Below are 20543 nucleotides of genomic sequence, written 5' to 3' on the forward strand. Positions count from 1 at the left end.
TGCGGGAAACTGCCGCAATCGCACCACTCGCGCTACCGGATGGCGCGAGTTCGAAACGCCTCCACCCAATGTTCTCGTACCAGTAGGCGTCCTGTACCGACCCGTTGGGCCCAACCCACCAGACCTCCATGCTCTCCGGAATGCGCGACACAGCAGTAATCGCCCCCCCCGCGCTACCGGGCGGTGCCAGCTCAAAGCCGTTCCAGCCAATCCCTTCGTACCAGTAGGCGTCCTGCACCGAGCCGTTGGGGGCAACCCACCAGACCTCCATGCTCCCCGGAATGCGCGAGACTGCGGTAATCGGACCACTCGCGCTACCGGGTGGGGCGAGTTGGAAACGCCTCCAGCCTACATTTTCGTACCAGTAGGCGTCCTGTACCGACCCGTTCGGTCCAACCCACCAGACCTCCATGCTCCCTGGGATGCGGGAGACAGCGGCAATGCCGCTGCTTAACAATGCACTGCCAGGCGGTGCGAGCTGATATCGCCTCCAGCCCCCACCATCTTGGTACCAGTATGCCGCCTCGACTGAACCATCGCGTCCGACCCACCACAGCTCCATGCTGTTGGGCACGCGCGAGACGGCGGCAACGCCGCTTCTGAGGGACGCGCTTTGTGACCCTGCCAATGTGAAGGTGCCCCAGCCTGGCGCCAACTGCTGCTTTACGTCGTCGCCAGCAAAGGAGGGACTGCAGAAGGCAGCTGCGGCCACAGCAGCAATAACGGGCACTGCACATATGCGCAGCAATGTACGGAATGCGGTAATCATTGGTGCCTCCCACTCTTTCGCCAAGAACCTCCAACACGGTCGCATCATCAAACGTGCGGAGGAGGTGACAGGGAGCAATTGAGCGCTTGCTGAGCGCAAGTTGAAGTTAACCCCCTGCCCTCACAATTTCAATGTGCCAATTGGCGGGGTCACCACGCGACAGTCCTTCCACACTTAGCTTATGCGCCACAGTCGCCGCCCCAGTGTGCAGCCACCGATGCCACGTCACCGGGCTAGTGCATGGGTAATACCCATCCATGGTTGCCGCCGTCCAAGGGCGGTAGGCCCGAATCAACGCTGCCTGCTGCTGCCTTGGCAGTGCCTCGATCGCCGCATCCAGCTCGCGGAAGTCTTCATGGCTGTAGCCGGTCGGCTCAAAGCTGCCCACCGAGCGGCTGTGCGTCACCCTGAACATCGACGACACGGACGGGTACCCCTTGCCACCAGCGAGCACGTGGGCACGGCCCCACCGGCACAGCATGGCGTCGAGCCATTCGGGTTCTACAGTTGCGCGTCTGCTCATGCGTTCCTCTTGATCGCTTTCGCTTCCTTAATCCGCTCCGCCCAGTGCTTCACGCGCTGGCGCCACTGCTCCAGGTCTGTGCCGAAGACCTTGTGCAGCGCAAGCCGGTAGATCTCCGGTACGTCCTTCAGGCCGGCTGGGTTCACTTTCTCTGCCGCGAACCATGCAGGCCCGTGCGCCACAGCTCGTGCCTCGCACTCTCGGCACCCAGCGCGATAGGAACCGGTGAGCACGTTCCCGGCTGCATCAACACATGCCGCGCACAGGGCCTTGGTCATCGCTGCCTCCATCACGCACTCCTCGCTAAGAGGTGGCCTGCATACAGCTTGCGGATCGTCTCGTTCAGGCACGACAACTCAGTCTTTTTGGTGAGGAGCCACATCCGCCGTTGGCCGTGAAAGCCGTTGATGCTCCCCCTGTGACAGTCCTCGCACAACGGGATCACGGTCAGGTGCTGGCCCTGCTCGATGTGGTGCGCCTCGCTCGGTCCCGGCACGCCACACACCGAGCAGGGCAGCCCCTTCACGCGCTGCAGGTGCGCCAACTCAGCGCACGTGATCGCCTTGGCGTTCTTGGTTTTCATGTGATCCTGCCCGCGCCTCAGGAAGTTGTTCGCCCTGCTTCTGCGCCAGCGTGGCCACGGAGGCTTTGAGCCAGCGGTGCCACGTCACGGAGCTGATGCAGGGGTAATACTCGTCCATGGTTGCGGCTGTCCAGGGCCGGTAAGCCCTCATCAGCGGTGCTCCTGGGCAGCACTGGGTCTGCTCTCTCGGTGGCGGCGAAGCGGGTTGACTGCAGCGAGCGTGACAAGTGCGCCGTTGCTTGCACCCATGTCCGTCGCTCGTTGAGCGGACGCCGCCGAGGTGGCATTGCTATGGGGATGTCAGCTTCCCCCTGACCACCAACTACGCGAGCTAGATGTCACACGGTGTTGGCTGATCAGGCAGTAGCGCTAACAAGCCGTCGCCGCATTGACACCTGCTCACAAACCAAGTATGCGCCCGAGCACCATCGGCAGCACCGCCTTCGACAGGGAAAGGGCCTCAAACCATGGTCACACTGTCTGACGCAGAGCAGGCGCGTATCCGAGCCCTGCTGCAGCGCTTCAATTTGACCGGCGCTGCCGATCTGCTGCTCGAACACGCGCAGCCTTGCATCATGTTGCTGCTTCATCCGGACCAGTATTGGTCCATGCCCAGTCGTCCTGATGGCAAGGACGAGTATGACGAGGACTTCTTGATGCAGATCGCTCTGGCCGACATGCCCCAGCTGCCTGGAAGCCCGTTGCCGGGTGATGGCCTGCTGTATGTGTTTCAGGACATCTATTGCGAGATGTATGTCGACTCCGTCGAAGTGCACTGGGGCTCTACTTGGCCGTCTTCACGGCCGCGCCCTGCGCCGCCTGGTTTGCCGCCTGCCACCTCGGCGGTCATCAACCACGGGAAGCGGTGCATCTTTCCGCTGCGCGGCGTGATCGGGCTCGACGTGGCGCCCAAGGCCCAGCACGACCACGACGTGATCAGTGCTGTCGAGGCCCGTCTGGATGAAGGCCGATGGTCCGACTTCGAAGACCCGAATTCGATCTACGCGCGCGTGCTCAGCTTTGCCGCCCGCGCCTTCGACGCCGAGTTAGATGCCCACCTGGCTTCCGGCGCTTCGGAGCGTTATTGGTGGCATGCCGGTCAGTTACTGGGCCGAGCCAACTACAAAAATGCGATCCTTGCGGCGATGGTCGCGCGCGGTGAGTTCAATCTTATAGGCGACTTCCACTATCAGCGGAAACACCAGGCCGAGATCGACCGCGAAGGCGCGGCCTGGCCACTGCTCCTGCAGATCGAGTGCAACCCGGCTACCGGCTACTCCGCCGGGTGCGACATGGCGCCCCTGCTCGTGATGCGTCATGACGATGGACAGCGCCCATGGCAGCGCTTTGATCGTCTCGTCGCCTCGGTAGCGCCCTGACCTGGCGGAGGGATTCATTCAACGTCGTCTCAAACACTACACTGACACGTCCAAAGTAACGACAGTGGTTCAAAGGCATCCGTCTCCCGCCTTTGCTGGTCTTGTCAAGCGACAGCGCCTTTCCCGGTGGCTTGCCCCCACCGTGCAGCGACTGTCTCTGCTGCCGTATGCAGCCAGCGATGCCACGTCACGGGGCTGGTACACGGGTAATACTCATCCATCGTTGCCGCCGTCCAAGGCCGATAAGCCCGAATCAACGCTGCCTGCTGCTGTCTCGGCAGCGCCTCGATCGCCGCCTCCAGCTCGCGGAAGTCTTCGCGGCTGTAGCCGGTCGGCTCGAAGCTGCCCACCGAGCGGCTGTGCCTCTGCATGAACATTGGCGATACTGACGGGTAGCCCTTGCCGCCCGCGAGCATGTGGGCACGCCCCCAGCGGCACAGCATGGCGTCCAGCCACTCAGGTTCCACGGTTGCGCGTCTGCTCATGCCTTTCCCTCGATCGTTCGTGCTTCCTTGATCCGCTTCCCCCAGAGCATCACGCGCTGGTGCCAGTGCTCCAGGTCCTTGCCGAAGACCTTGTGCAGTGCGTGCCGGTAGATCTCGGGCGCGTCCGCCAGGCTGACCCGGTTCGCCTTCTCGGCCGCGAACCACGCAGGCCCGTGCGCCACAGCTCGTGCCTCGCACTCTCGGCACCCGGCGCGATAGGAACCGGTGAGCACGTTCCCGGCTGCATCAACACATGCCGGGCACAGGGCCTTGGTCATCGCTGCCTCCATCACGCACTCCTCGCTAAGAGGCGGTCCGCATACAGCTTGCGGATCGTCTCGTTCAGGCACGACAGCTCCGTCTTCTTGGTAACCAGCCACATGCGCCGCTGACCGTGGATGCCGTTGAAGCTCCCTCTGTGGCAGTCCTGGCACAGGGGAATCACAACCAAGTGCATGCCCTGCTCAATGTGGTGGGCCTCACTCGGCCCCGGTGCCCCGCACACGGAGCACGGCAGCTCCTTCACCCGCTGCATGTGGTCGGACTCCGCGCCCGTGATCGCCTTGCTGTTCTTCGTCCTCACGCGTCGAACTCTCCCAGGACTGCTTCGATCGCTTGATCGCGCTGGCTGGCAGGCAGCTTCGGCCACAGCGTCTTGCACGCGTGCGCGGTCCGCAGGAAGTCGACGGCGGCGAGGTGGAACTCGCGCATTTCGTTCTCGGGGCACTTCGTGTAGCTGATGGACTTCGGCACCGGGATGACGCCGCCCTTGGGCCCCGGATACCAGTCCACGAAGCCGGCGCCGACCTTGAGCCAGTCCCGGAAGGCCTTGAAGTTCGGGAAGCGCTCCTGTGCCTTGAACACGGCCTGCTCCACCGCCATGTGCATGCGATGGAACGGCCCGCAGCGCTCTCGGTCCATGCGCAGCTGGACCATCTCGCCCGGCTCTGCCTGCAGCAGCCAGTTCCACAGGCGCCGCCAGGCGCGGCGGTCTTGGTCACCCAGGCCGTCCACGATGCCGAACAGCACCCGACGCACTGTCTGCAGCTCGACGTCCGTGAGCGGCACTCGCTCGTGTTTGGTGAGCAGGATGTCGGTCATGGTGAGCTTCCTTCTTGTGGGGGGTTAAACGGGGACGCAGCCTGGCGCGCCGCCAGGCGGTGGCTCGGCCAGTTGAAGGTGACCCACGACGCCGTCTCGCGCACCCGGTCATAGGCGCGTGCACCGATGCACTGTTTGAGGCCCTCGCGGTCCTGGTTGGTGAGCAGCAGCGTCGGCATCGCATCGCGGTAACGCCGGTCGAGGACGTCGAACAAGATCGTTTGCTCGCCGTCGGTGCCGTACTGCACCCCGACCTCGTCGATGACAAGCAAGGGCACGCGGCCGAACTCCCGCAGCAGCTCAGCCTCGGAGCGCTCGGCATCACGCCGCCAGGTCGCCCGGATCGCGCGGATCAGGCCCATGCACGTCGTGTACAGGCCCACGTGGGCCGGCAGGATGGCCTGTAGGATCGCCCCGGCCAGATGGCTTTTCCCTGTGCCAGGCAGGCCGGCGAAAACCAAACCCTTTCCACCGCGCAAGTGCTCCCCGAACTGGCGGGCATAGTCGCGTGCTGCCTCCAGGGCGCGACGCTGGGCCGGCGTCTCTGCATGGAAGTTGTCGAAACCGCGCCCCTGGAACCGCCTCGGTATCGCGGCGGTTTCCAGCATCTCGGCCAGGCGCTGGCGCTCGACCTCGGCTCGGCGCCGCGCTTCGGCCTCGCGCTCCGCGGCGTCGCGCTCCTCGGCGCACACGGGGCACTTCGACCAGATGCTGCCGAGCAGGTGACGGCTCCTGTAGGGACCGTGCGACGGGCACGCAGCAAGGCGGCCGTTCGTCACGGCATCAGGTAATCGATCCATCTTCGTTGATCCCTTCGTTGTAGTCCAAGGTATCAAAGCCGCTGTGCATCACCCTGGGCCTGGAGCCAGAGGCGGGTGAGCGCTGCCCTGCGCGGTGCTTGCAGGCGCCCTTGAGGAATGACGCCGGATCGGCAGGCCGCTGGAGGACCGCGGCACGCACGGCCTCCAGCACCACGGCGTCGCCGTAGTCCTTGACCAGCTTTCCGACGAAGCTGCCGCACTGCGCCGCCGGTAACCCGCCCTGCACCAGCAGCGACTTGCCGGCGCTCCACAGCTCGTCCTTCGTCAGGTCTGAAGACGGCTTCGACGGCCCGCCGTCCGTACCGTTAGGTACGGAAGTATTTGTATTGGGTATGGGATTGGGAGCTTTCACTTGGGTTAGCTCTGGGTTCTTCGCAGAAACCGGCTGGGTTTCCGGCGGGTTCTCAGTTGCTTCCTTCACGGGTGCCTTCTTCGGTTCCGGCTGGGTTTCCGACCTCGCCGGCCGTCCGCCCAGGCTGCCGTTGGCGCGAGCGCGCGCAGTGATGTCCTGGGCCTTCTGGATCTCCTCCTCACAGCGGCGCTGACTCCACCCCGTCTCCGTCAGCGTGAAGAACTCCTTCAGCACACACTCGACCGCTCGGCGTTGGGCTGTGGTGGTGGCGCGCACCAGGCGGCAGGCTTCTGCGATGTCGCTCGGGATGCGCTGCTCGCGCCGGTAGTACAAGTCGAGCAGCCGGCGATAGGCGCAGTCCTCCAGCCAGCTGAGGTGCGCCGTGCCGGTCAGGTAGTCGCCGATGTGGTGCTGGTAGTAGTTCATGCGGCTTCGATGCAGAAGGAAGGGACCACAGCGGCGCTCAGTAGCGACCTGCGCGCTGGTACTTGCGGAAGTCGAAGGCGCCCGCGCGCATCGGGATGGGCCTGCCCGGTGCCGGCTGCTCATAGGCGGGCGACGGGCAGATCTGCACCTGGAGGCCGTGAGGCACCACCACTGGCAGATGCGCCGGCAACACCGAGGGCAAGCGGGCTGGTTTGGCAGCGGTGGGTTTGCTGTATCCGAGCATCCATGCCTCGCCGTGCTCCTGCTTGGCGAACCAGCGGGTGACCCGGTACGCCGCCGCCACCTGGATCAGCTCGCCTTGCTGGGCAAGCTTGCGTAGCGTGCTTCGACATTCAGTGGGCGTGCGACCGGTGATCGATGCGGCCTCATTGGCACTGACCCCTCGTCGGCGGTTCGCGGCCTTGAGGAGCTGCAGGATGTGGTGCGGGCGCGCCCGGCGGGCGCTGGTCTTGGCGTGGTTCATCGCGATGAATCGGTGCTGTTGAAAGCGGGCAAAGCGAGGCCATTACCCCTTGGTCAGGCCAAGGGGCGGGTGCACGGTGTCGATGAGGAAAGGGCCGCTTATCCGGCTGCTTGATCGGCCCTACTACTCGGTGGCGAGGGGGCTACGGCCAGAGAAGCAGCGTTCGAAGAGGCGGAGCGGGCGATGTCTCCCAGCTCGGGACGCAGCTGCAGGAAAAACCGCTGCCACGCCTTCGGGATGCCCTTGCGACGCCACTGGCTCACCGCCTGCGGCGAGATGCCGCAAAGCCGCGCGACCTCACTCGGCCGCAAGTAGATCTGCATGAGGTGGTCGAATTTCATACCAAATTTAAGCATGCTTTTTCGATTGAAGCAACCATGCTTGTTGGCGCGTGATGTAAGATTGCTTTCCATGCAATATGGTGAACGGCTCCAACTCGCCTTGAACTTGGCAGGACAAACGCGGGATGCATTGGCAAAGGCGCTGGGTGTGTCCGTTCAGTCCATCGGACTGGTAATCAATGGCCAGACCAAAGCACACACGGCAGAGAACTGCGCCAAGGCCGCTGCCTTCTTACGTGTGAACTTCTTTTGGCTAGCGACCGGCGTGGGCGAGCCCCGCCCTGCCGGTGGCCTCGGAGAGCTGAACGCCGATCCGTCCTCGCCGTCAGGAATTACCAGTACTACTCGGGAGGCGCCCCCGATAGACTTGGACAATAACTACAACTATCCTGCTGTGCCTCTCGTCAAGTTCAAGTTAGCTGCCGGTGTCTCCGGCTTTGGAGTGGAGTACCTCGACCGAGAAGCCAATCCCATCGTCTTCCGCAAGGATTGGTATGAGAGCCGGGGTCTGAGTCCCAAGCGCCTCTACGCCACCACGGTCAGCGGCCAGAGCATGGAGCCCGGCCTGTGGGAAGGCGACACCGTCGTCGTCAACACCGAAGACACGCGCCCCGCCGACGGCTGCGTCTTCGCTATCAACTACGAAGGTGAGCTGGTGATCAAGCGCCTGATGCGTGACGAGGGCGCCTGGTGGCTGGTCAGCGACCATGCCGACCAGCGGCGTTATCCACGCAAACGCTGCCATGACCAGACCTTCATCCTCGGCCGCATCGTTCACAAGCAGAGCGAACGCCTCTAGCGCTTTCGCACGCGCGATCTGCTACTTCACCTTCCATAAAAGCATACTTGCTTGACGCGTTGACGCGTGCTTTAATCTCGCTTCCTCGAAACTAAAGCGGGAACGAAAGCATGCTCATGCGAGCGAGGGAGCCGATACCCGAGCCGGTCAGCGAGTGGGAACTGGAGATCGAGATCGGCCGCCACTTGCGCCGCGTCACGACCGTGGACCTGCTTGACGAGCTGGTAGATGCCGAGGCGTCCCTGACGCACGCCATCGACGCTGGCAACCCTCTCGTGATCGGCAAGATCGTTCTCGACGTGCGCCGCCACCTCGCGATGCGCCGCGCCTGCTACTGGCTCTACAGCGGCGAGGTGCAGCTGGCAAGCGTGGCCGATGTGGCTGCTGCCGCGCTCATCTGCGGGCGGTCCTGATGCGCCCTCTCCTCTCCGACCTGGTTGCCGCTGTCCTGACCGTCATCTTTGTGGTCGGCTGCACCTACGTCATCGTCTTCTCGTGAACCCGCTCGCTACACTTCGGAGACCTGGGTGAGTCTGTTCAAGCAAGCCGTCAATACGCAGGCCTTCCTGAAGGCCGGCATCATGGGATTCGCCGGGGACGGCAAAACCTACACCGCCAGTGAGCTGGCGATCGGCCTAGTAGAGCTGATGCGGGCCCGCAAGCTGCCCGTCGGCGACCGGCCGGTGATGTTTCTCGACACCGAGACCGGCTCCGATTGGGTGAAGCCGCGCTTCGATGCCGCCTCAATCCCCTTGTTCACGGCCAAGACCCGGGCGTTCGTGGACCTGCTGGCTGCCGTGCGCGAGGCCGAGGCAGCGGGCTCGGTGCTGCTGATCGATTCCATCACCCACTTCTGGCGCAACCTCACCGAGGAGTACGCCGAGCGGCATGACCGCAAGCGCGGGCTGGAGTTCGAAGACTGGGCGTGGCTCAAGGCCGAATGGGGCCGGTTCACGGACCTCTTCGTCAACAGCAAGTGCCACATCATCATGTGCGGCCGAGCTGGCTACGAGTACGACTTTTTCGAGAACGACAACGGCAAGAAGGTGCTGGAGAAGACCGGCGTCAAGATGAAGGCCGAGACCGAGACCGGCTACGAGCCCTCCATCCTGATCCTGATGGAGAAGCACCAGGAGCTGCTGGACAAGGGCGGGAAGCGGGTCTGGCGGACCGGGACGGTGCTCAAGGACCGGTCCACCAAGATCGACGGCCGCAGCTTCGAGAACCCGACGTTTGAAGACTTCATGCCCCACATCGAGTCCCTGAACCTCGGCGGCGAGCATGTGGGAGTGGACCTGGCACGCACCAGCGCTGAGTTGTTCTGCGAAGCCGGCGAGCCTCGCTGGCAGAAGGACCGGCGCATGAAGGAGATTGCGCTCGACGAGATCGCGGAGCTGCTCAACAAGCATCACAGCGGGAGCACACAGGAGGCGAAGAAGTTAAAGGCCGAGCTGCTGGAGCAGGTGTTCGCTTCGCGCTCCTGGGAACGCATCAAGACCTTCGACTACGCCAGGGTGTCGGCTGCCCGCAATGCCCTGTGGCGCGAGCTGGAGGGCAAGCCCTACGCGTGGCCGAAACCTGCAGAGGCAGACGATGAGCAGGGCTGCCTTTGCAAGACGACGGATTGCAATGAGAAGGAAGCGCGGCTATGACCATCGACGCACTCACTGCGGAGCAAGTTGCACCAGCTCTCGGCTGCGAGATCGACACGCTGAATGAGCTGGCCGCGAGGCGTCGGGTTCCGGCGGTCAAGTTCGGCCGGTCATGGCGCTTTCCAGCGGCAGCCATGAACCAGTACCTGGTGGAGTTGGCTCTGCGGCACGTCGAGCGGCCGGATGGTTCCGGTACACCGACTAGAAAGGCAACGCCAACAGTCATCCTGGTACCGAAGCCCGCAAAGCAAAAAATCAAGCTTCCTGATCTCACCCGAGCTGTGCGCGTAGGATGAGAGGACGCTCGACCTGATAGAGCGCGTCCGACGCGTCAAATTACTGCAAGCGTTCGGCCATCCCCGACTTGACCGATCGATCAGTTCGGACAAGCTAAGCTGACGTTTTTGCGTGAAGGTTGAGCAAGTGAAGGGAGTGATCGAATTGTTGGGGCAGCCGTTCGCTGAGATTAGGGCGCATGGATCGCTTGGCGGCTATCCCCTAGAGACTGAGGACATCGGCGATCTGAAGTATGTGTCTATCCCCCAACAAGGGATCTCACTTGTCCTCGGCGCTGGCGAGGAGGTAGCCACTGTACAACTGCATCGTAAGGGGCACGAGGGCTATATGCAGTTCAGTGGCGAGCTTCCTGCGGGCCTCGCGTTCTCGATGTCGCGTCAAGCTGTGCGCCAGTTGTTAGGCCCACCAACCAGGCAGGGTGAACGGCAGATTCTCCCCGTTCTCGGGCGGAAGCCGGCATGGGATAGCTACACCGGTGATCACCTCCAACTTCATATTGAGTACACCGACGACGAGCGAGAAGTTCAGTTGGTTTCCATCGCCGCCTCGTAGCCGTATACGCCCGACAGTGCCCATCCCAGCCGAGCTGCGGCGCTAGAGGATCTGTCGAGGGGCGGCCGATCGGTCGGGTATGGCAGGCGCGCCGGAATGAGTTCATCCTCAAGCTACAGCCCGAAGACGAGCTCTGGTATTGGGGGTACTTTCCGCAGCCGATGACAGGCGGGGCCGGATACTGTGTCGTTCGTGGCGGCTCAAGCGTTGCATGGATCGCCACAGAGCGCAGTTGACCACTTAAGCTGTAGGCGCCGCCAGCTAGCAGCATCCCACCAAAGCGTCGTGCCCTGCCTCAGCCAGACGCATACCGTGCAGAAGGTTGAGAGGTCGGCCACGACAAGTGCGACACTCAGTCAACAATCCTGGAGAAGCGCATGGAGTGGCTCGAACCGTGGTCTTCAACCGAAGGGATGGAGGACACGTACCGTCGCGCCTTCTCGGACCAGCTTGCTAAGGAAATCAGCCCCGGTCATGAGTTATACGGAAAGCAGGTGCGATTGATTGCGCGAGGGAATGGAGATGACGCGCTCTTCGAGCTGCTTGATGGAACTGGGCGCGTGGCGGAAGTTCATCTTGTCTGGCAAGGGCGTCAAACGCCGCCTTGGCCGTCGTCCGCAATCTTCCCCAGCCTTGAAGATTGGAGGATGGCACGCATGATCCCAGAACATCGAGAATGGATCGATGACGATGACTGATGACGAAACGGCCCGCCCACCATCCTCGTTCGCGACGTGAGCGTCCGGGCAAGACGCCTTCCCCGGACGTTCACAGCGCGGCCCGTACGGTCCCAGTAGTTCATCGGGAGATCCCCGTGTCGCTCGGATACGAGTCAACGCCGCATGCGTCGCGAGCCAAGCTGTGCAACAGGAAAGCAACGCGCCCCCAAGCCCCGGGGCAGACCACGAGTTCCAGCCGGGACGCTCAGTCCGAGAGGAAGCTGGCCCAATTGACGGCCTGCAGGCTCAGCGCCAAGAGCGATGCGCCGATGGCCGCACGCCGGAGTCGCTCCCGTTTGCCGCGTCCGCGCCACACGGCCCAGACGCTGCCGAGTGCCACCAGCGGTAGGAGCAGCAACGCCAAGAAAAACAGGTAAAGGAGGGCGAGGACATCGGCGGCCTGGTACAACGAGCCGAAAACCGGGATGCGGGCGGGACTTCGGTCGGCGTACCAGCCTTCCCAATGCGCGACGTACGCCGTGTCGATCAGCAGCGGCCCCCACAGCCAGGCCAAGCACGCGACGATCATGCCGACCGCTCCAGCCCCCTCTTGCTCCTCACGAAAGAACGCGGCGAACGTGGCGACCGCGAATGGCACACCGGAGACGAACAAGGGCAGCATGCGGCTGTAACTCGCACTGCCCACCATTTCCGAGGGGCGGCCCCACACCCAGGCCATCTGCACGACGCTGTAGGTCAGCAGTGCTCCGCACAGCCAGCTCGTTGCATTCGGCGACAAGCGCCGCGGCCAGTGCCGTAGCCGCAGAAGTCCGAAGCCCATGATGGCGAAGTACACCAGGGCAAAAGCGACTTGGGCCACCATCAGTTGCGGAACCGCTTCGTCCCATGGAAGAAACCATTCCGGAACGACGGCATGCACGCATTCCAAGGCTGCAAGCACGCCACCTAGCACGAAGAGAATTCGCATCAACCCAACCAGCGAGGGACTGCGTTGACAGCAGCATTCCTGGCCCAAAGGGCGCGGAGATTACCACAAGAGCGCGAGACGGGCCATGCTTGTGGTGAGCCCGAAGCCCCTCCTCGAACTCGCCACATGCCACGGGAAGGCCTGCAAGTCTCTCAGTGAGACTGCGCCCACTCGGCTGCCGGCAGTGGCACGCTGAGTGAGTGCATCCGCCCGTCCGGGTTGACGAGTCCCACGGGGAAACGTCACGGTATCGGCAGCACCGCCGAGGCCCGCATCCCTTCTTCAAGACGGGATCGCCGGACGCATACTTTGCGACTACGCGCTCCCGAGCAGAGCTGAAGACGGAACGGCTCCCAGCCCTCGGGCAGGTCACCGACGCTGCTTACCACAGCTTTGCCGCCAGGTCGGAGCCCCGGAGCGATACGTAGCGCATGAAGGTACGGGGGTCCTTGTGCCCGGTGATTCGCATTACCTCTTCCGTTCGAAAGAGCCAGCTGCCGGTCTTGTCCGGCAACAGTATCCACCGGCAAGTCGCCTCGTGTCGCAGGTCGTGCTCTGTTAGGTCGGCGCACTGTGCGTACTCGAACGCCCTGCTAAAGGCCCTGCTTAGGTAGCTTGTCACCTGCTTCAGCTCCTGCTTGTCGTCAGAGCCGTCCCACCACGGAAAGATCGGCGCGCTGACCCCGCCTGCAGAGGCGGCCTCCCGGGCGCGCCGCTCCAGCATCGGGTAGAGCGAGCGGATGATGGGAACGTCCCGGCCTACCCCAGTCTTCGAGCGCTCGACATGAACGACCTTGTGCTCAAGGTTGATGTCACCGGCGCGGAGCCGGTAAGCCTCTCGCAGCCGGAGTCCCGTATTCACGATGAGCAGGAACAGCTCTAGGAGCGCTTCGCCATCGGGAAGCAGCAAGGCCCGTTCGCGGTCCTCGCGTTTTTCCCCCTTCAAGGCGGCCACGATGCGCACCTCCTCCTGAGGCGTCAAGCGCCGATCGCGCTGCACGTCCTCTTTGGCCTTCTTGGCCTTCTCGCCCTCCTTGTCTTCGGTCGCGGCGAGCTGTTTGCGTTCGTGGTCGTTGTAGGTCGAGTAGTTCTTTGGCAGCAGCCGCAGCGGATTCGCCAGGGGCTGCCCGCCGGCTTCTGCAGTGCGCTTGAGCCACCAATCCAACAGCCTGGCGAGGGCACCGACACGTTTTCGGATGGTCCCGGGCGCCAGGTTGTGCTGCAGCTTCAGGGCTCGCACCCAGGTCTCAGCCCAGGGATAGCTGATGTCGCTCGACCGAACCCCGCCGATCTGCGAGAACAACAGCTCCAACACCTCCGCATCGAGGTTGCTGGCGGGCTGAGTGTTCAGGTACTCGCGAATCAGCTTGCCGAGGGTCGGCACGCTCGCGCGCGAGCGCTCCGCCATGAGGTCCTGGGGCACCAGCCCTTGCGAAAGGAGCGCTTCCAGCTGCTCGCCATAGTTGCGGGCCGCTACTTCTGTCTCGAAGGTGGCGGTGAAGATGCCACGGGGCAGCATCTTGCTCTTGACCCGCAACTCGAACTTGGACCCGCGTGCACGAACAGTTGCCATGGCGTGCGCCCTCCCCGGCGCATCGCGATGATATTCGCGTGGACGGACAAACCGAGCGGATCCCGGGTAGCTTTGCTACCCGGACCGGGTAGCAACGAGGCGTTTTGAAGCCCAAAACGAGAAACGGCCCCAAAGGGCCGTTTTCTAACTCGTTGAATTTCTCGAATTTTTTGGAGGCGGAGGCCGGAATCGAACCGGCGTGGACGGCTTTGCAGGCCGCTGCATAACCACTTTGCTACCCCGCCAGGGGTCCGGCGCATTCTGCATCGTTTCCGACACACTCGCCAGAACAGGAACCCTGTTCAACGAAAAAGGGAAGCTGCAAGGATCCAGGATCGATGACGCTTCCCTTTAGAGATTCTGGAGCGGGAGACGAGTCTCGAACTCGCGACCTCAACCTTGGCAAGGTTGCGCTCTACCAACTGAGCTACTCCCGCATCGCCTTCGCCCCCTCTCGGGCGCGCAAGCCGCTCTCTCTCAAGAGCTTCAGCGTTTAGCTTTGATCTGAATTTTCGTTCAGTCTCTACGTTGCGCTGAAGCTCGCAGTATATGACGAAATCTTCGGGGTGTGCAAGCAGCACCCCGAAGATTTTTCCTCAGTGCTTCAGCACGTCGGAGGTCGCCTCTGTGGTGGCGGCCTCCTTGGCCGCCGGTTCGACTTTGGCAGGCTCTTCCTCGAGCAGGGCCGTGGGCATCGCTTCGAGTGCCACTTCCAGCACCTTGTCGATCCACTTGACGGGCACGATCTCGAGCTGGCCCTTCACGTTCTCCGGAATGTCCTGCAGGTCCTTGACGTTCTCCTCGGGGATCAGCACCGTCTTGATGCCGCCGCGGTGGGCCGCCAGCAGTTTTTCCTTGAGCCCACCGATGGCCGTGACCTCACCTCGCAAGGTGATCTCGCCGGTCATCGCGACGGTCGCCCGCACCGGGATGCCGGTCAGCGCCGAGACGAAGGCCGTGGTCATCGCGATGCCCGCACTCGGGCCGTCCTTGGGGGTGGCACCGTCGGGCACGTGGATGTGGATGTCGCGCTTCTCGAACAGCTCGTCCTTGATGCCCAGGCGCCGCGAGCGGCTGCGTACCACGGAGCGGGCTGCCTCGACGGACTCCTTCATCACGTCGCCCAGCGAACCGGTGCGGATGATGTTGCCCTTGCCCGGCATCACGGCCGATTCGATCGTGAGCAGGTCGCCGCCGACCTCGGTCCAGGCGAGGCCGACGACCTGGCCGACCTGGTTCTCCTTCTCGGCCATGCCGTACTGGTAGCGGCGCACGCCCAGGAAGTCGTTCAGGTTCTCTTCGGTCACCTGCACGCGGCCTTCGTACTTCTTCAAGGTCAGGCCCTTGACGACCTTGCGGCAGATCTTGGAGACCTCGCGTTCCAGCGAGCGCACCCCGGCTTCACGCGTGTAGTAGCGAATGATGCCGCGGATCGCACCTTCGGTGACCTCCAGTTCCTCGTCCTTCACCCCGTTGTTTTTCATCTGCTTGGGCAGCAGGTAGCGCTGGGCGATGTTGACCTTCTCGTCCTCGGTGTAGCCGGACAGACGGATGACCTCCATCCGGTCCAGCAGCGCCGGCGGGATGTTGAGCGAGTTCGAGGTGGCGACGAACATCACGTCGGACAGGTCGAAGTCGACCTCGATGTAATGGTCGCTGAAGGTGTGGTTCTGCTCGGGGTCCAGCACTTCCAGCAGCGCGCTGGAGGGGTCGCCTCGGAAGTCCATGCCCAGCTTGTCGATCTCGTCGAGCAGGAACAGCGGGTTGCGCGTGCCGACCTTGGTCAGGCTCTGCAGCACCTTGCCCGGCATCGAGCCGATGTAGGTACGACGGTGGCCGCGGATCTCGGCCTCGTCACGCACGCCGCCCAGCGCCATGCGCACGAACTTGCGGCCGGTGGCGCGGGCCACCGACTGCCCCAGCGAGGTCTTGCCGACCCCCGGGGGGCCGACCAGGCACAGGATAGGTGCCTTGACCTTGTCGACGCGCTGCTGCACCGCGAGGTACTCGAGGATGCGGTCCTTGACCTTTTCCAGCCCGTAGTGGTCCTCGTTGAGGACTTCCTCGGCGTGCTGCAGGTCGTGCTTGATCTTGGTCTTCTTGGCCCAGGGCAGGTTGACCAGGGTGTCGATGTAGTTGCGCACCACGGTCGCCTCGGCCGACATCGGCGACATCAGCTTGAGCTTCTTCAGCTCGCTGTCGGCCTTCTTGCGGGCTTCCTTGGGCATGCGGGCGGCTTCGATCTTCTTCTCGAGCTCCTCGAGATCGGCGCCCTCCTCGCCTTCGCCCAACTCCTTCTGGATGGCCTTGACCTGCTCGTTCAGGTAGTACTCGCGCTGGCTCTTTTCCATCTGGCGCTTGACGCGACCGCGGATGCGCTTCTCGACCTGGAGGATGTCGACCTCGTGCTCCAGCTGCTCCAGCAGGCGCTCCAGGCGTTCCGAGACCGAGAACAGGTCCAGCACCGCCTGCTTGCTTTCCAGCTTCAGTGGCAGATGGGCGGCGATGGTGTCGGCCAGGCGGCCGGCGTCGTCGATGCCGGCGATGGAAGTGAGGATCTCGGGCGGGATCTTCTTGTTGAGCTTGACGTACTGGTCGAACTGCTGCGTGACGGCGCGGCGCAGTGCCTCGATCTCGGGGGAGCTGTCGGCACCCGGGGGCACCGGCTTGACCTCGGCGACGAAGTGCTCGCCGTTGTCGTCGATGCGCAGGGTGGTAGCCCGCTGCAGGCCTTCGACCAGGACCTTCACGGTGCCGTCGGGCAGCTTGAGCATCTGCAGGATGCTGGAAACGCAGCCGACCTCGAACATGTCGTCGGACTTGGGCTCATCCTTGCCGGCGGCCTTCTGCGCCACCAGCATGATCTGGCGCCCGGCTTCCATGGCCGATTCCAGCGCCTTGATGGATTTGGGACGCCCCACGAACAAAGGGATCACCATGTGCGGGAACACCACCACGTCGCGCAGCGGCAGCAGCGGCAGTTCGATGGGATCGGGGGGCAAAACGGGATGTCCAGACATCGCTACCTCTCTTTCTCAGACCGATCTGAGGTCTGAGACTTCGTTTACAAGACTCGCTCGCACAGCCGCCCCCGGGGCAAGGGGCGGCCGCTCTCACGCACTCGCCTTGGCTTGCTCGCGATAGACGAGCAATGGTTTGGTGCTTTCCTCGATGGTGTGCTCGTCCACCACCACTTTCGCGACGCCGTCGAGAGCCGGCAGGTCGAACATCGTGTCGATCAGCGCCTGCTCCATGATGGAACGCAAACCGCGTGCCCCCGTTTTGCGGGCCAGGGCCTTGCGCGAGATGGAGGCCAGCGCCGACGGCCGGATCTCCAGCTCGACGCCGTCCATGGAGAACAGCTTCTGGTACTGCTTCACCAGTGCGTTTTTCGGCTCGGTGAGGATCTGGATGAGCGCGTCCTCGGTGAGCTCGCCCAGCGTGGCCACCACCGGCAGGCGGCCGACCAGCTCGGGAATCAGGCCGAACTTGATCAGATCTTCAGGCTCGACCTCGCGGAACACTTCCGAGATGCTGCGCTCGGCCTTGGTCTTCACCGTCGCGCCGAAACCGATGCCCGACTTCTCGGAGCGGTTCTGGATGACCTTCTCGAGACCGTCGAAGGCGCCGCCGCAGATGAACAGGATATTGGTCGTGTCGATCTGCAGGAAGTCCTGGTTGGGGTGCTTCCGGCCGCCCTGCGGCGGTACCGAGGCCATGGTGCCCTCGACCAGCTTCAGCAGCGCCTGCTGCACACCCTCGCCCGAGACGTCGCGGGTGATGGAGGGGTTGTCCGCCTTGCGCGAGATCTTGTCGATCTCGTCGATGTAGACGATGCCGCGCTGCGCCTTCTCGACGTCGTAATTGCAGTTCTGCAGCAACTTCTGGATGATGTTCTCGACGTCCTCGCCCACGTAGCCCGCCTCGGTGAGCGTGGTGGCATCGGCGATCACGAAAGGCACGTTGAGCAGGCGCGCCAGCGTCTGCGCCAGCAGCGTCTTGCCCGAACCGGTCGGTCCGATCAGCAGGATGTTGCTCTTAGCGAGCTCGACATCCTCCTTCTTGCCGTTGGCGCCCATGTGCTTCAGGCGCTTGTAGTGGTTGTAGACCGCCACTGACAAGGTGCGTTTGGCCGCGTCCTGCCCGATCACGTACTGGTCCAGGATGCCCTTGATCTCGGAGGGCACCGGCAGATCGCCGCGCGCGGCCTTGGCGTCGGCGCCGTCAGCCGGGACCTCGTCCCGGATGATGTCGTTGCACAGGTCGATGCATTCGTCGCAAATGAACACCGACGGACCCGCGATCAGTTTCTTCACCTCATGCTGGCTTTTGCCGCAAAAGGAGCAGTAGAGAACTTTCTCGCTGGAGGAGCCTTTTTTCTCGGGCATGGTCTCGGAGGAAGCTGGGAGTTAAGGAGGATGATAAGTCAAATGAAAACAGGGCCTTGTCGGCGAAATAGGCCCCGTTGTGCGTCTTGTTTTTCGGCTCTTGGCCGGCGCGGCGACGCGGCCGCGCCCGACGCTCCCTGCTGAATAACCGCTCGGGGACTAGGGTTCCCCGCGAGCGGCCCCGGCCATGGCCTGTTCAGCCGCGCTGTTCGAGCACCTGGTCGATCAGACCATAGGTCTTCGCTTCGTCGGCCGCCATGAAATAGTCACGTTCTGTGTCGTTTCGGATCTTATCCAGCGACTGCCCGGTGCGCTCGGCGAGGATCTTGTTGAGGTTTTCACGCAGGCGCAGGATTTCGCGCGCCTGGATCTCGATGTCGGTCGCCTGGCCCTGCGCGCCGCCCAGCGGCTGGTGGATCATGATGCGCGAGTTGGGCAGTGCATACCGCTTGCCCTTGGCGCCGGCGGCCAGCAGGAAGGCGCCCATGCTCGCCGCCATGCCCATGCACAGGGTCGAGACGTCGGGCTTGATGAACTGCATGGTGTCGAAGATCGACATGCCGGCGCTGACCGAGCCGCCCGGGGAGTTGATGTAGAGCGAGATGTCCTTGTCAGGGTTCTCGCTCTCCAGGAACAGCAGCTGGGCCACCACCAGGTTGGCGGTCTGGTCGTTGACCGGGCCCACCAGGAAGACCACCCGCTCGCGCAGCAGGCGGCTGTAGATGTCGTAGGCGCGTTCGCCGCGGCCCGACTGCTCGATGACGATGGGCACCATGCCCAAGTTCTGCGTATCCAGTGCGCTCATGGAGTCCTTCCAGTCCTTCCGGTCGTTCTTGATCTGGGATCTGAGGGTGAATTATGAGGGGACAAGCCCCGGCCCACAGAAACGAAAGGGGCGCCGGACCTCGCCCGGCGCCCCTTCCTCGGCAGCGGAGACGGGAGCTCAGGCGCCCATCAGCTCGTCGAACGCCAGGGCCTTGTCGCTGACCTTCGCCTTGGCCAGCACGAAGTCGGTGACGTTGTTCTCCAGCACCACCGCCTCGACCTCGGCCAGGCGCTGGTTGTCGCTCAGGTACCAGCGCACCACTTCCTGGGGCTTCTCGTAGCTCTGGGCCAGCTCCTCGATGTGCGCCTTGATCTGCTCGGGCTTGGCCTGCAGCTCGTTGGCCTTGACCAGTTCGGCCACCACCAGGCCCAGGCGCACGCGGCGCTCGGCCTGGGGCTGGAACACGTCGGCCGGGATCGGCGCGTTGTCGGCATCCTTGACGCCGCGGTTTTTCAGGTCGGCGCGGGCGCCGGCGACCATGCGGTCGACCTCGTTCTGCACCAGCGAACGGGGCAGTTCGAGCTCGGCAGCGCTCGACAGGGCGTCCATCACCGCGCTCTTGTTGCGCGCCAGCACGCGGAACTTGACCTCGCGCTCGAGGTTTTTCTTGATGTCGGCGCGCAGCGCATCGAGCGAGCCCTCGGGGATGCCCAGCGATTCCGCGAAGGCTTCATTGACCTCGGGCAGCTTCTGTTCCTCGATCTTCTTCAGCGTCACCAGGAAGTCGGCTTCCTTGCCGGCCACGTCCTTGCCGTGGTAGTCGTCCGGGAACTTGAGCGGGAAGGTCTTGGAGTCGCCCGTTTTCATGCCGCGCACGGCCTTCTCGAACTCCTCCAGCATGCGGCCTTCGCCGAGGATGAACTGGAAGTCCTCGGCCTTGCCGCCGGCGAAGGGCTCGCCCTCGATCTTGCCTTCGAAGTCGATCGTGACGCGATCGCCGTCGGCGGCGGCCTCGGCGGCCGGACGCTGAGCGAAGGTGCGGCGCTGCTTGCGCAGGATCTCCAGGGTCTTGTCGATCGCAGCGTCGCTCACTTCGGTGGAGACGCGCTCGATCTCGACCTGGCTCAGGTCACCGATCTTGACTTCGGGATAGACCTCGAAGGTGGCGTCGAAGGACAGCTGGCCCTCGGGCGCGCCTTCCTTCTCGGCGATGCGGGGCGCGCCGGCGACACGCAGCTGCGCTTCGGACACGGCCTGGGCGAAGGCCTCGCCGACCTTGTCGTTCATCACCTCGTACTGCACGGCATAGCCGTGGCGCTGGGCCACGATGCTCATCGGCACCTTGCCGGGACGGAAACCATCGGCCTTCACGGTGCGCGCCAGGCGCTTCAGGCGGGACTCCACCTCGTTGTTGATGAGGTCCGCCGACAGCGTCAGCGTGATCTTTCGTTCCAGTTTGTCGAGGGTTTCAACAGTCACGGCCATGGTGATCTCTCTCGTTTAGTGTGGTGCGCGGGGGGGGACTCGAACCCCCACACCATTGCTGGCGTCAGGACCTAAACCTGGTGCGTCTACCAATTTCGCCACCCGCGCGCTATTCCGAAC

The 20543-nt window shown here is 63.5% G+C and carries 25 protein-coding genes and 3 tRNA genes; 7 read left to right on the forward strand and 21 right to left on the reverse strand.

The annotated features are described in order from the left end of the window. From OOT46_RS26940 to OOT46_RS26955, 4 genes are all read right to left on the reverse strand, one after another. On the reverse strand, positions 1–271 hold a 271-nt coding region (locus OOT46_RS26940; protein WP_265406719.1), incomplete at its 3' end, for a hypothetical protein. A gap of 1017 nt (positions 272–1288) precedes the next feature. Then, positions 1289–1570, reverse strand: coding sequence for a hypothetical protein (locus OOT46_RS26945; protein WP_265406720.1), 282 nt, complete (start codon positions 1568–1570; stop codon positions 1289–1291). 11 nt (positions 1571–1581) lie between these two features. After that, positions 1582–1875 (reverse strand): hypothetical protein, encoded by a 294-nt coding sequence (locus OOT46_RS26950; protein WP_265406721.1) that lies wholly within the window; start codon positions 1873–1875, stop codon positions 1582–1584. Then, on the reverse strand, positions 1838–1993 hold the full coding sequence (locus tag OOT46_RS26955) for a hypothetical protein (RefSeq protein WP_265406722.1): 156 nt from the start codon (positions 1991–1993) through the stop codon (positions 1838–1840). The genes OOT46_RS26950 and OOT46_RS26955 overlap by 38 nt, the downstream gene beginning before the upstream one ends. 349 nt (positions 1994–2342) lie before the next feature. On the opposite strand from OOT46_RS26955, the gene OOT46_RS26960 reads away from it, so the two are divergent. Continuing rightward, positions 2343–3254 carry a hypothetical protein gene (locus tag OOT46_RS26960; RefSeq protein WP_265406723.1) on the forward strand — a complete coding sequence of 304 codons (912 nt, stop codon included), beginning with the start codon at positions 2343–2345 and terminating at the stop codon, positions 3252–3254. Positions 3255–3358: 104 nt separating this feature from the next. On the opposite strand, the gene OOT46_RS26965 is transcribed toward OOT46_RS26960, so the two are convergent. The 8 genes from OOT46_RS26965 to OOT46_RS27000 all read right to left on the reverse strand — a co-directional run bounded on the left by OOT46_RS26965 (position 3359) and on the right by OOT46_RS27000 (position 7336). Then, a complete protein-coding gene (locus OOT46_RS26965) occupies positions 3359–3739 on the reverse strand; it encodes a hypothetical protein (protein ID WP_265406724.1) in 381 nt (126 codons plus the stop codon). Beyond that, a complete protein-coding gene (locus OOT46_RS26970; protein ID WP_265406725.1) occupies positions 3736–4017 on the reverse strand; it encodes a hypothetical protein in 282 nt (93 codons plus the stop codon). Before OOT46_RS26970 ends, OOT46_RS26965 begins: the two co-directional genes overlap by 4 nt. An 11-nt stretch (positions 4018–4028) precedes the next feature. Beyond that, positions 4029–4322, reverse strand: a complete 294-nt coding sequence (locus tag OOT46_RS26975; RefSeq protein WP_265406726.1) for a hypothetical protein — start codon at positions 4320–4322, stop codon at positions 4029–4031. Further along, positions 4319–4840 carry a DUF1367 family protein gene (locus tag OOT46_RS26980; RefSeq protein WP_265406727.1) on the reverse strand — a complete coding sequence of 174 codons (522 nt, stop codon included), beginning with the start codon at positions 4838–4840 and terminating at the stop codon, positions 4319–4321. The genes OOT46_RS26975 and OOT46_RS26980 overlap by 4 nt, the downstream gene beginning before the upstream one ends. After that, positions 4837–5619, reverse strand: a complete 783-nt coding sequence (locus OOT46_RS26985) for an ATP-binding protein (RefSeq protein ID WP_265406728.1) — start codon at positions 5617–5619, stop codon at positions 4837–4839. Before OOT46_RS26985 ends, OOT46_RS26980 begins: the two co-directional genes overlap by 4 nt. A 4-nt stretch (positions 5620–5623) precedes the next feature. Then, positions 5624–6439 (reverse strand): YdaU family protein, encoded by an 816-nt coding sequence (locus OOT46_RS26990; protein ID WP_265406729.1) that lies wholly within the window; start codon positions 6437–6439, stop codon positions 5624–5626. 37 nt (positions 6440–6476) lie between these two features. Next, complete coding sequence (locus OOT46_RS26995; protein WP_265406730.1) at positions 6477–6923, reverse strand: hypothetical protein; 447 nt, start codon at positions 6921–6923, stop codon at positions 6477–6479. Positions 6924–7021: 98 nt separating this feature from the next. After that, positions 7022–7336 (reverse strand): hypothetical protein, encoded by a 315-nt coding sequence (locus OOT46_RS27000; RefSeq protein ID WP_265406731.1) that lies wholly within the window; start codon positions 7334–7336, stop codon positions 7022–7024. Here OOT46_RS27000 and OOT46_RS27005 point away from each other — a divergent pair. The 6 genes from OOT46_RS27005 (at position 7335) to OOT46_RS27030 (ending at position 11262) form a co-directional block, all read left to right on the forward strand. Beyond that, positions 7335–8063: a LexA family transcriptional regulator gene (locus OOT46_RS27005; RefSeq protein ID WP_265406732.1), complete on the forward strand. Its 729-nt coding sequence runs from the start codon at positions 7335–7337 to the stop codon at positions 8061–8063. The two genes, OOT46_RS27000 and OOT46_RS27005, sit on opposite strands and share 2 nt — an antisense overlap. Before the next feature lie 110 nt (positions 8064–8173). Further along, the gene (locus OOT46_RS27010; protein WP_265406733.1) at positions 8174–8476 is read left to right on the forward strand and encodes a hypothetical protein; all 303 of its coding nucleotides are present in this window, start codon (positions 8174–8176) and stop codon (positions 8474–8476) included. A 114-nt stretch (positions 8477–8590) separates the two neighbouring features. Continuing rightward, positions 8591–9715: an AAA family ATPase gene (locus tag OOT46_RS27015; protein ID WP_265406734.1), complete on the forward strand. Its 1125-nt coding sequence runs from the start codon at positions 8591–8593 to the stop codon at positions 9713–9715. Next, on the forward strand, positions 9712–10011 hold the full coding sequence (locus OOT46_RS27020) for a helix-turn-helix domain-containing protein (RefSeq protein ID WP_265406735.1): 300 nt from the start codon (positions 9712–9714) through the stop codon (positions 10009–10011). Before OOT46_RS27015 ends, OOT46_RS27020 begins: the two co-directional genes overlap by 4 nt. 112 nt (positions 10012–10123) lie before the next feature. Continuing rightward, positions 10124–10564 (forward strand): hypothetical protein, encoded by a 441-nt coding sequence (locus OOT46_RS27025; protein WP_265406736.1) that lies wholly within the window; start codon positions 10124–10126, stop codon positions 10562–10564. Between the two features lie 377 nt (positions 10565–10941). Then, positions 10942–11262 (forward strand): hypothetical protein, encoded by a 321-nt coding sequence (locus tag OOT46_RS27030; protein ID WP_265406737.1) that lies wholly within the window; start codon positions 10942–10944, stop codon positions 11260–11262. Between the two features lie 226 nt (positions 11263–11488). Here OOT46_RS27030 and OOT46_RS27035 read toward each other — a convergent pair whose 3' ends face one another. The 9 genes from OOT46_RS27035 to OOT46_RS27075 all read right to left on the reverse strand — a co-directional run bounded on the left by OOT46_RS27035 (position 11489) and on the right by OOT46_RS27075 (position 20531). Then, positions 11489–12211: a hypothetical protein gene (locus tag OOT46_RS27035; RefSeq protein ID WP_265406738.1), complete on the reverse strand. Its 723-nt coding sequence runs from the start codon at positions 12209–12211 to the stop codon at positions 11489–11491. Positions 12212–12593: 382 nt separating this feature from the next. Then, a complete protein-coding gene (locus OOT46_RS27040; RefSeq protein WP_265406739.1) occupies positions 12594–13784 on the reverse strand; it encodes a site-specific integrase in 1191 nt (396 codons plus the stop codon). Between the two features lie 171 nt (positions 13785–13955). Beyond that, positions 13956–14029: transfer RNA gene (locus tag OOT46_RS27045), tRNA-Cys, on the reverse strand. A gap of 116 nt (positions 14030–14145) precedes the next feature. Continuing rightward, positions 14146–14221 (reverse strand) — tRNA-Gly (locus OOT46_RS27050). A gap of 159 nt (positions 14222–14380) precedes the next feature. Further along, positions 14381–16804, reverse strand: coding sequence for an endopeptidase La (lon, locus tag OOT46_RS27055; RefSeq protein WP_265406740.1), 2424 nt, complete (start codon positions 16802–16804; stop codon positions 14381–14383). 93 nt (positions 16805–16897) lie between these two features. Next, positions 16898–18172, reverse strand: a complete 1275-nt coding sequence (gene clpX / locus OOT46_RS27060; protein WP_265406741.1) for an ATP-dependent Clp protease ATP-binding subunit ClpX — start codon at positions 18170–18172, stop codon at positions 16898–16900. A gap of 196 nt (positions 18173–18368) precedes the next feature. Continuing rightward, positions 18369–18977 carry an ATP-dependent Clp endopeptidase proteolytic subunit ClpP gene (gene clpP / locus OOT46_RS27065; RefSeq protein ID WP_322114300.1) on the reverse strand — a complete coding sequence of 203 codons (609 nt, stop codon included), beginning with the start codon at positions 18975–18977 and terminating at the stop codon, positions 18369–18371. Positions 18978–19115: 138 nt separating this feature from the next. Then, positions 19116–20423 carry a trigger factor gene (tig, locus tag OOT46_RS27070; RefSeq protein ID WP_265406742.1) on the reverse strand — a complete coding sequence of 436 codons (1308 nt, stop codon included), beginning with the start codon at positions 20421–20423 and terminating at the stop codon, positions 19116–19118. 21 nt (positions 20424–20444) lie between these two features. Next, positions 20445–20531 (reverse strand) — tRNA-Leu (locus OOT46_RS27075). Positions 20532–20543 lie beyond the last annotated feature (12 nt).

Source organism: Aquabacterium sp. A7-Y, assembly GCF_026153205.1.
Taxonomy (GTDB): Bacteria; Pseudomonadota; Gammaproteobacteria; order Burkholderiales; family Burkholderiaceae_C; genus Caldimonas.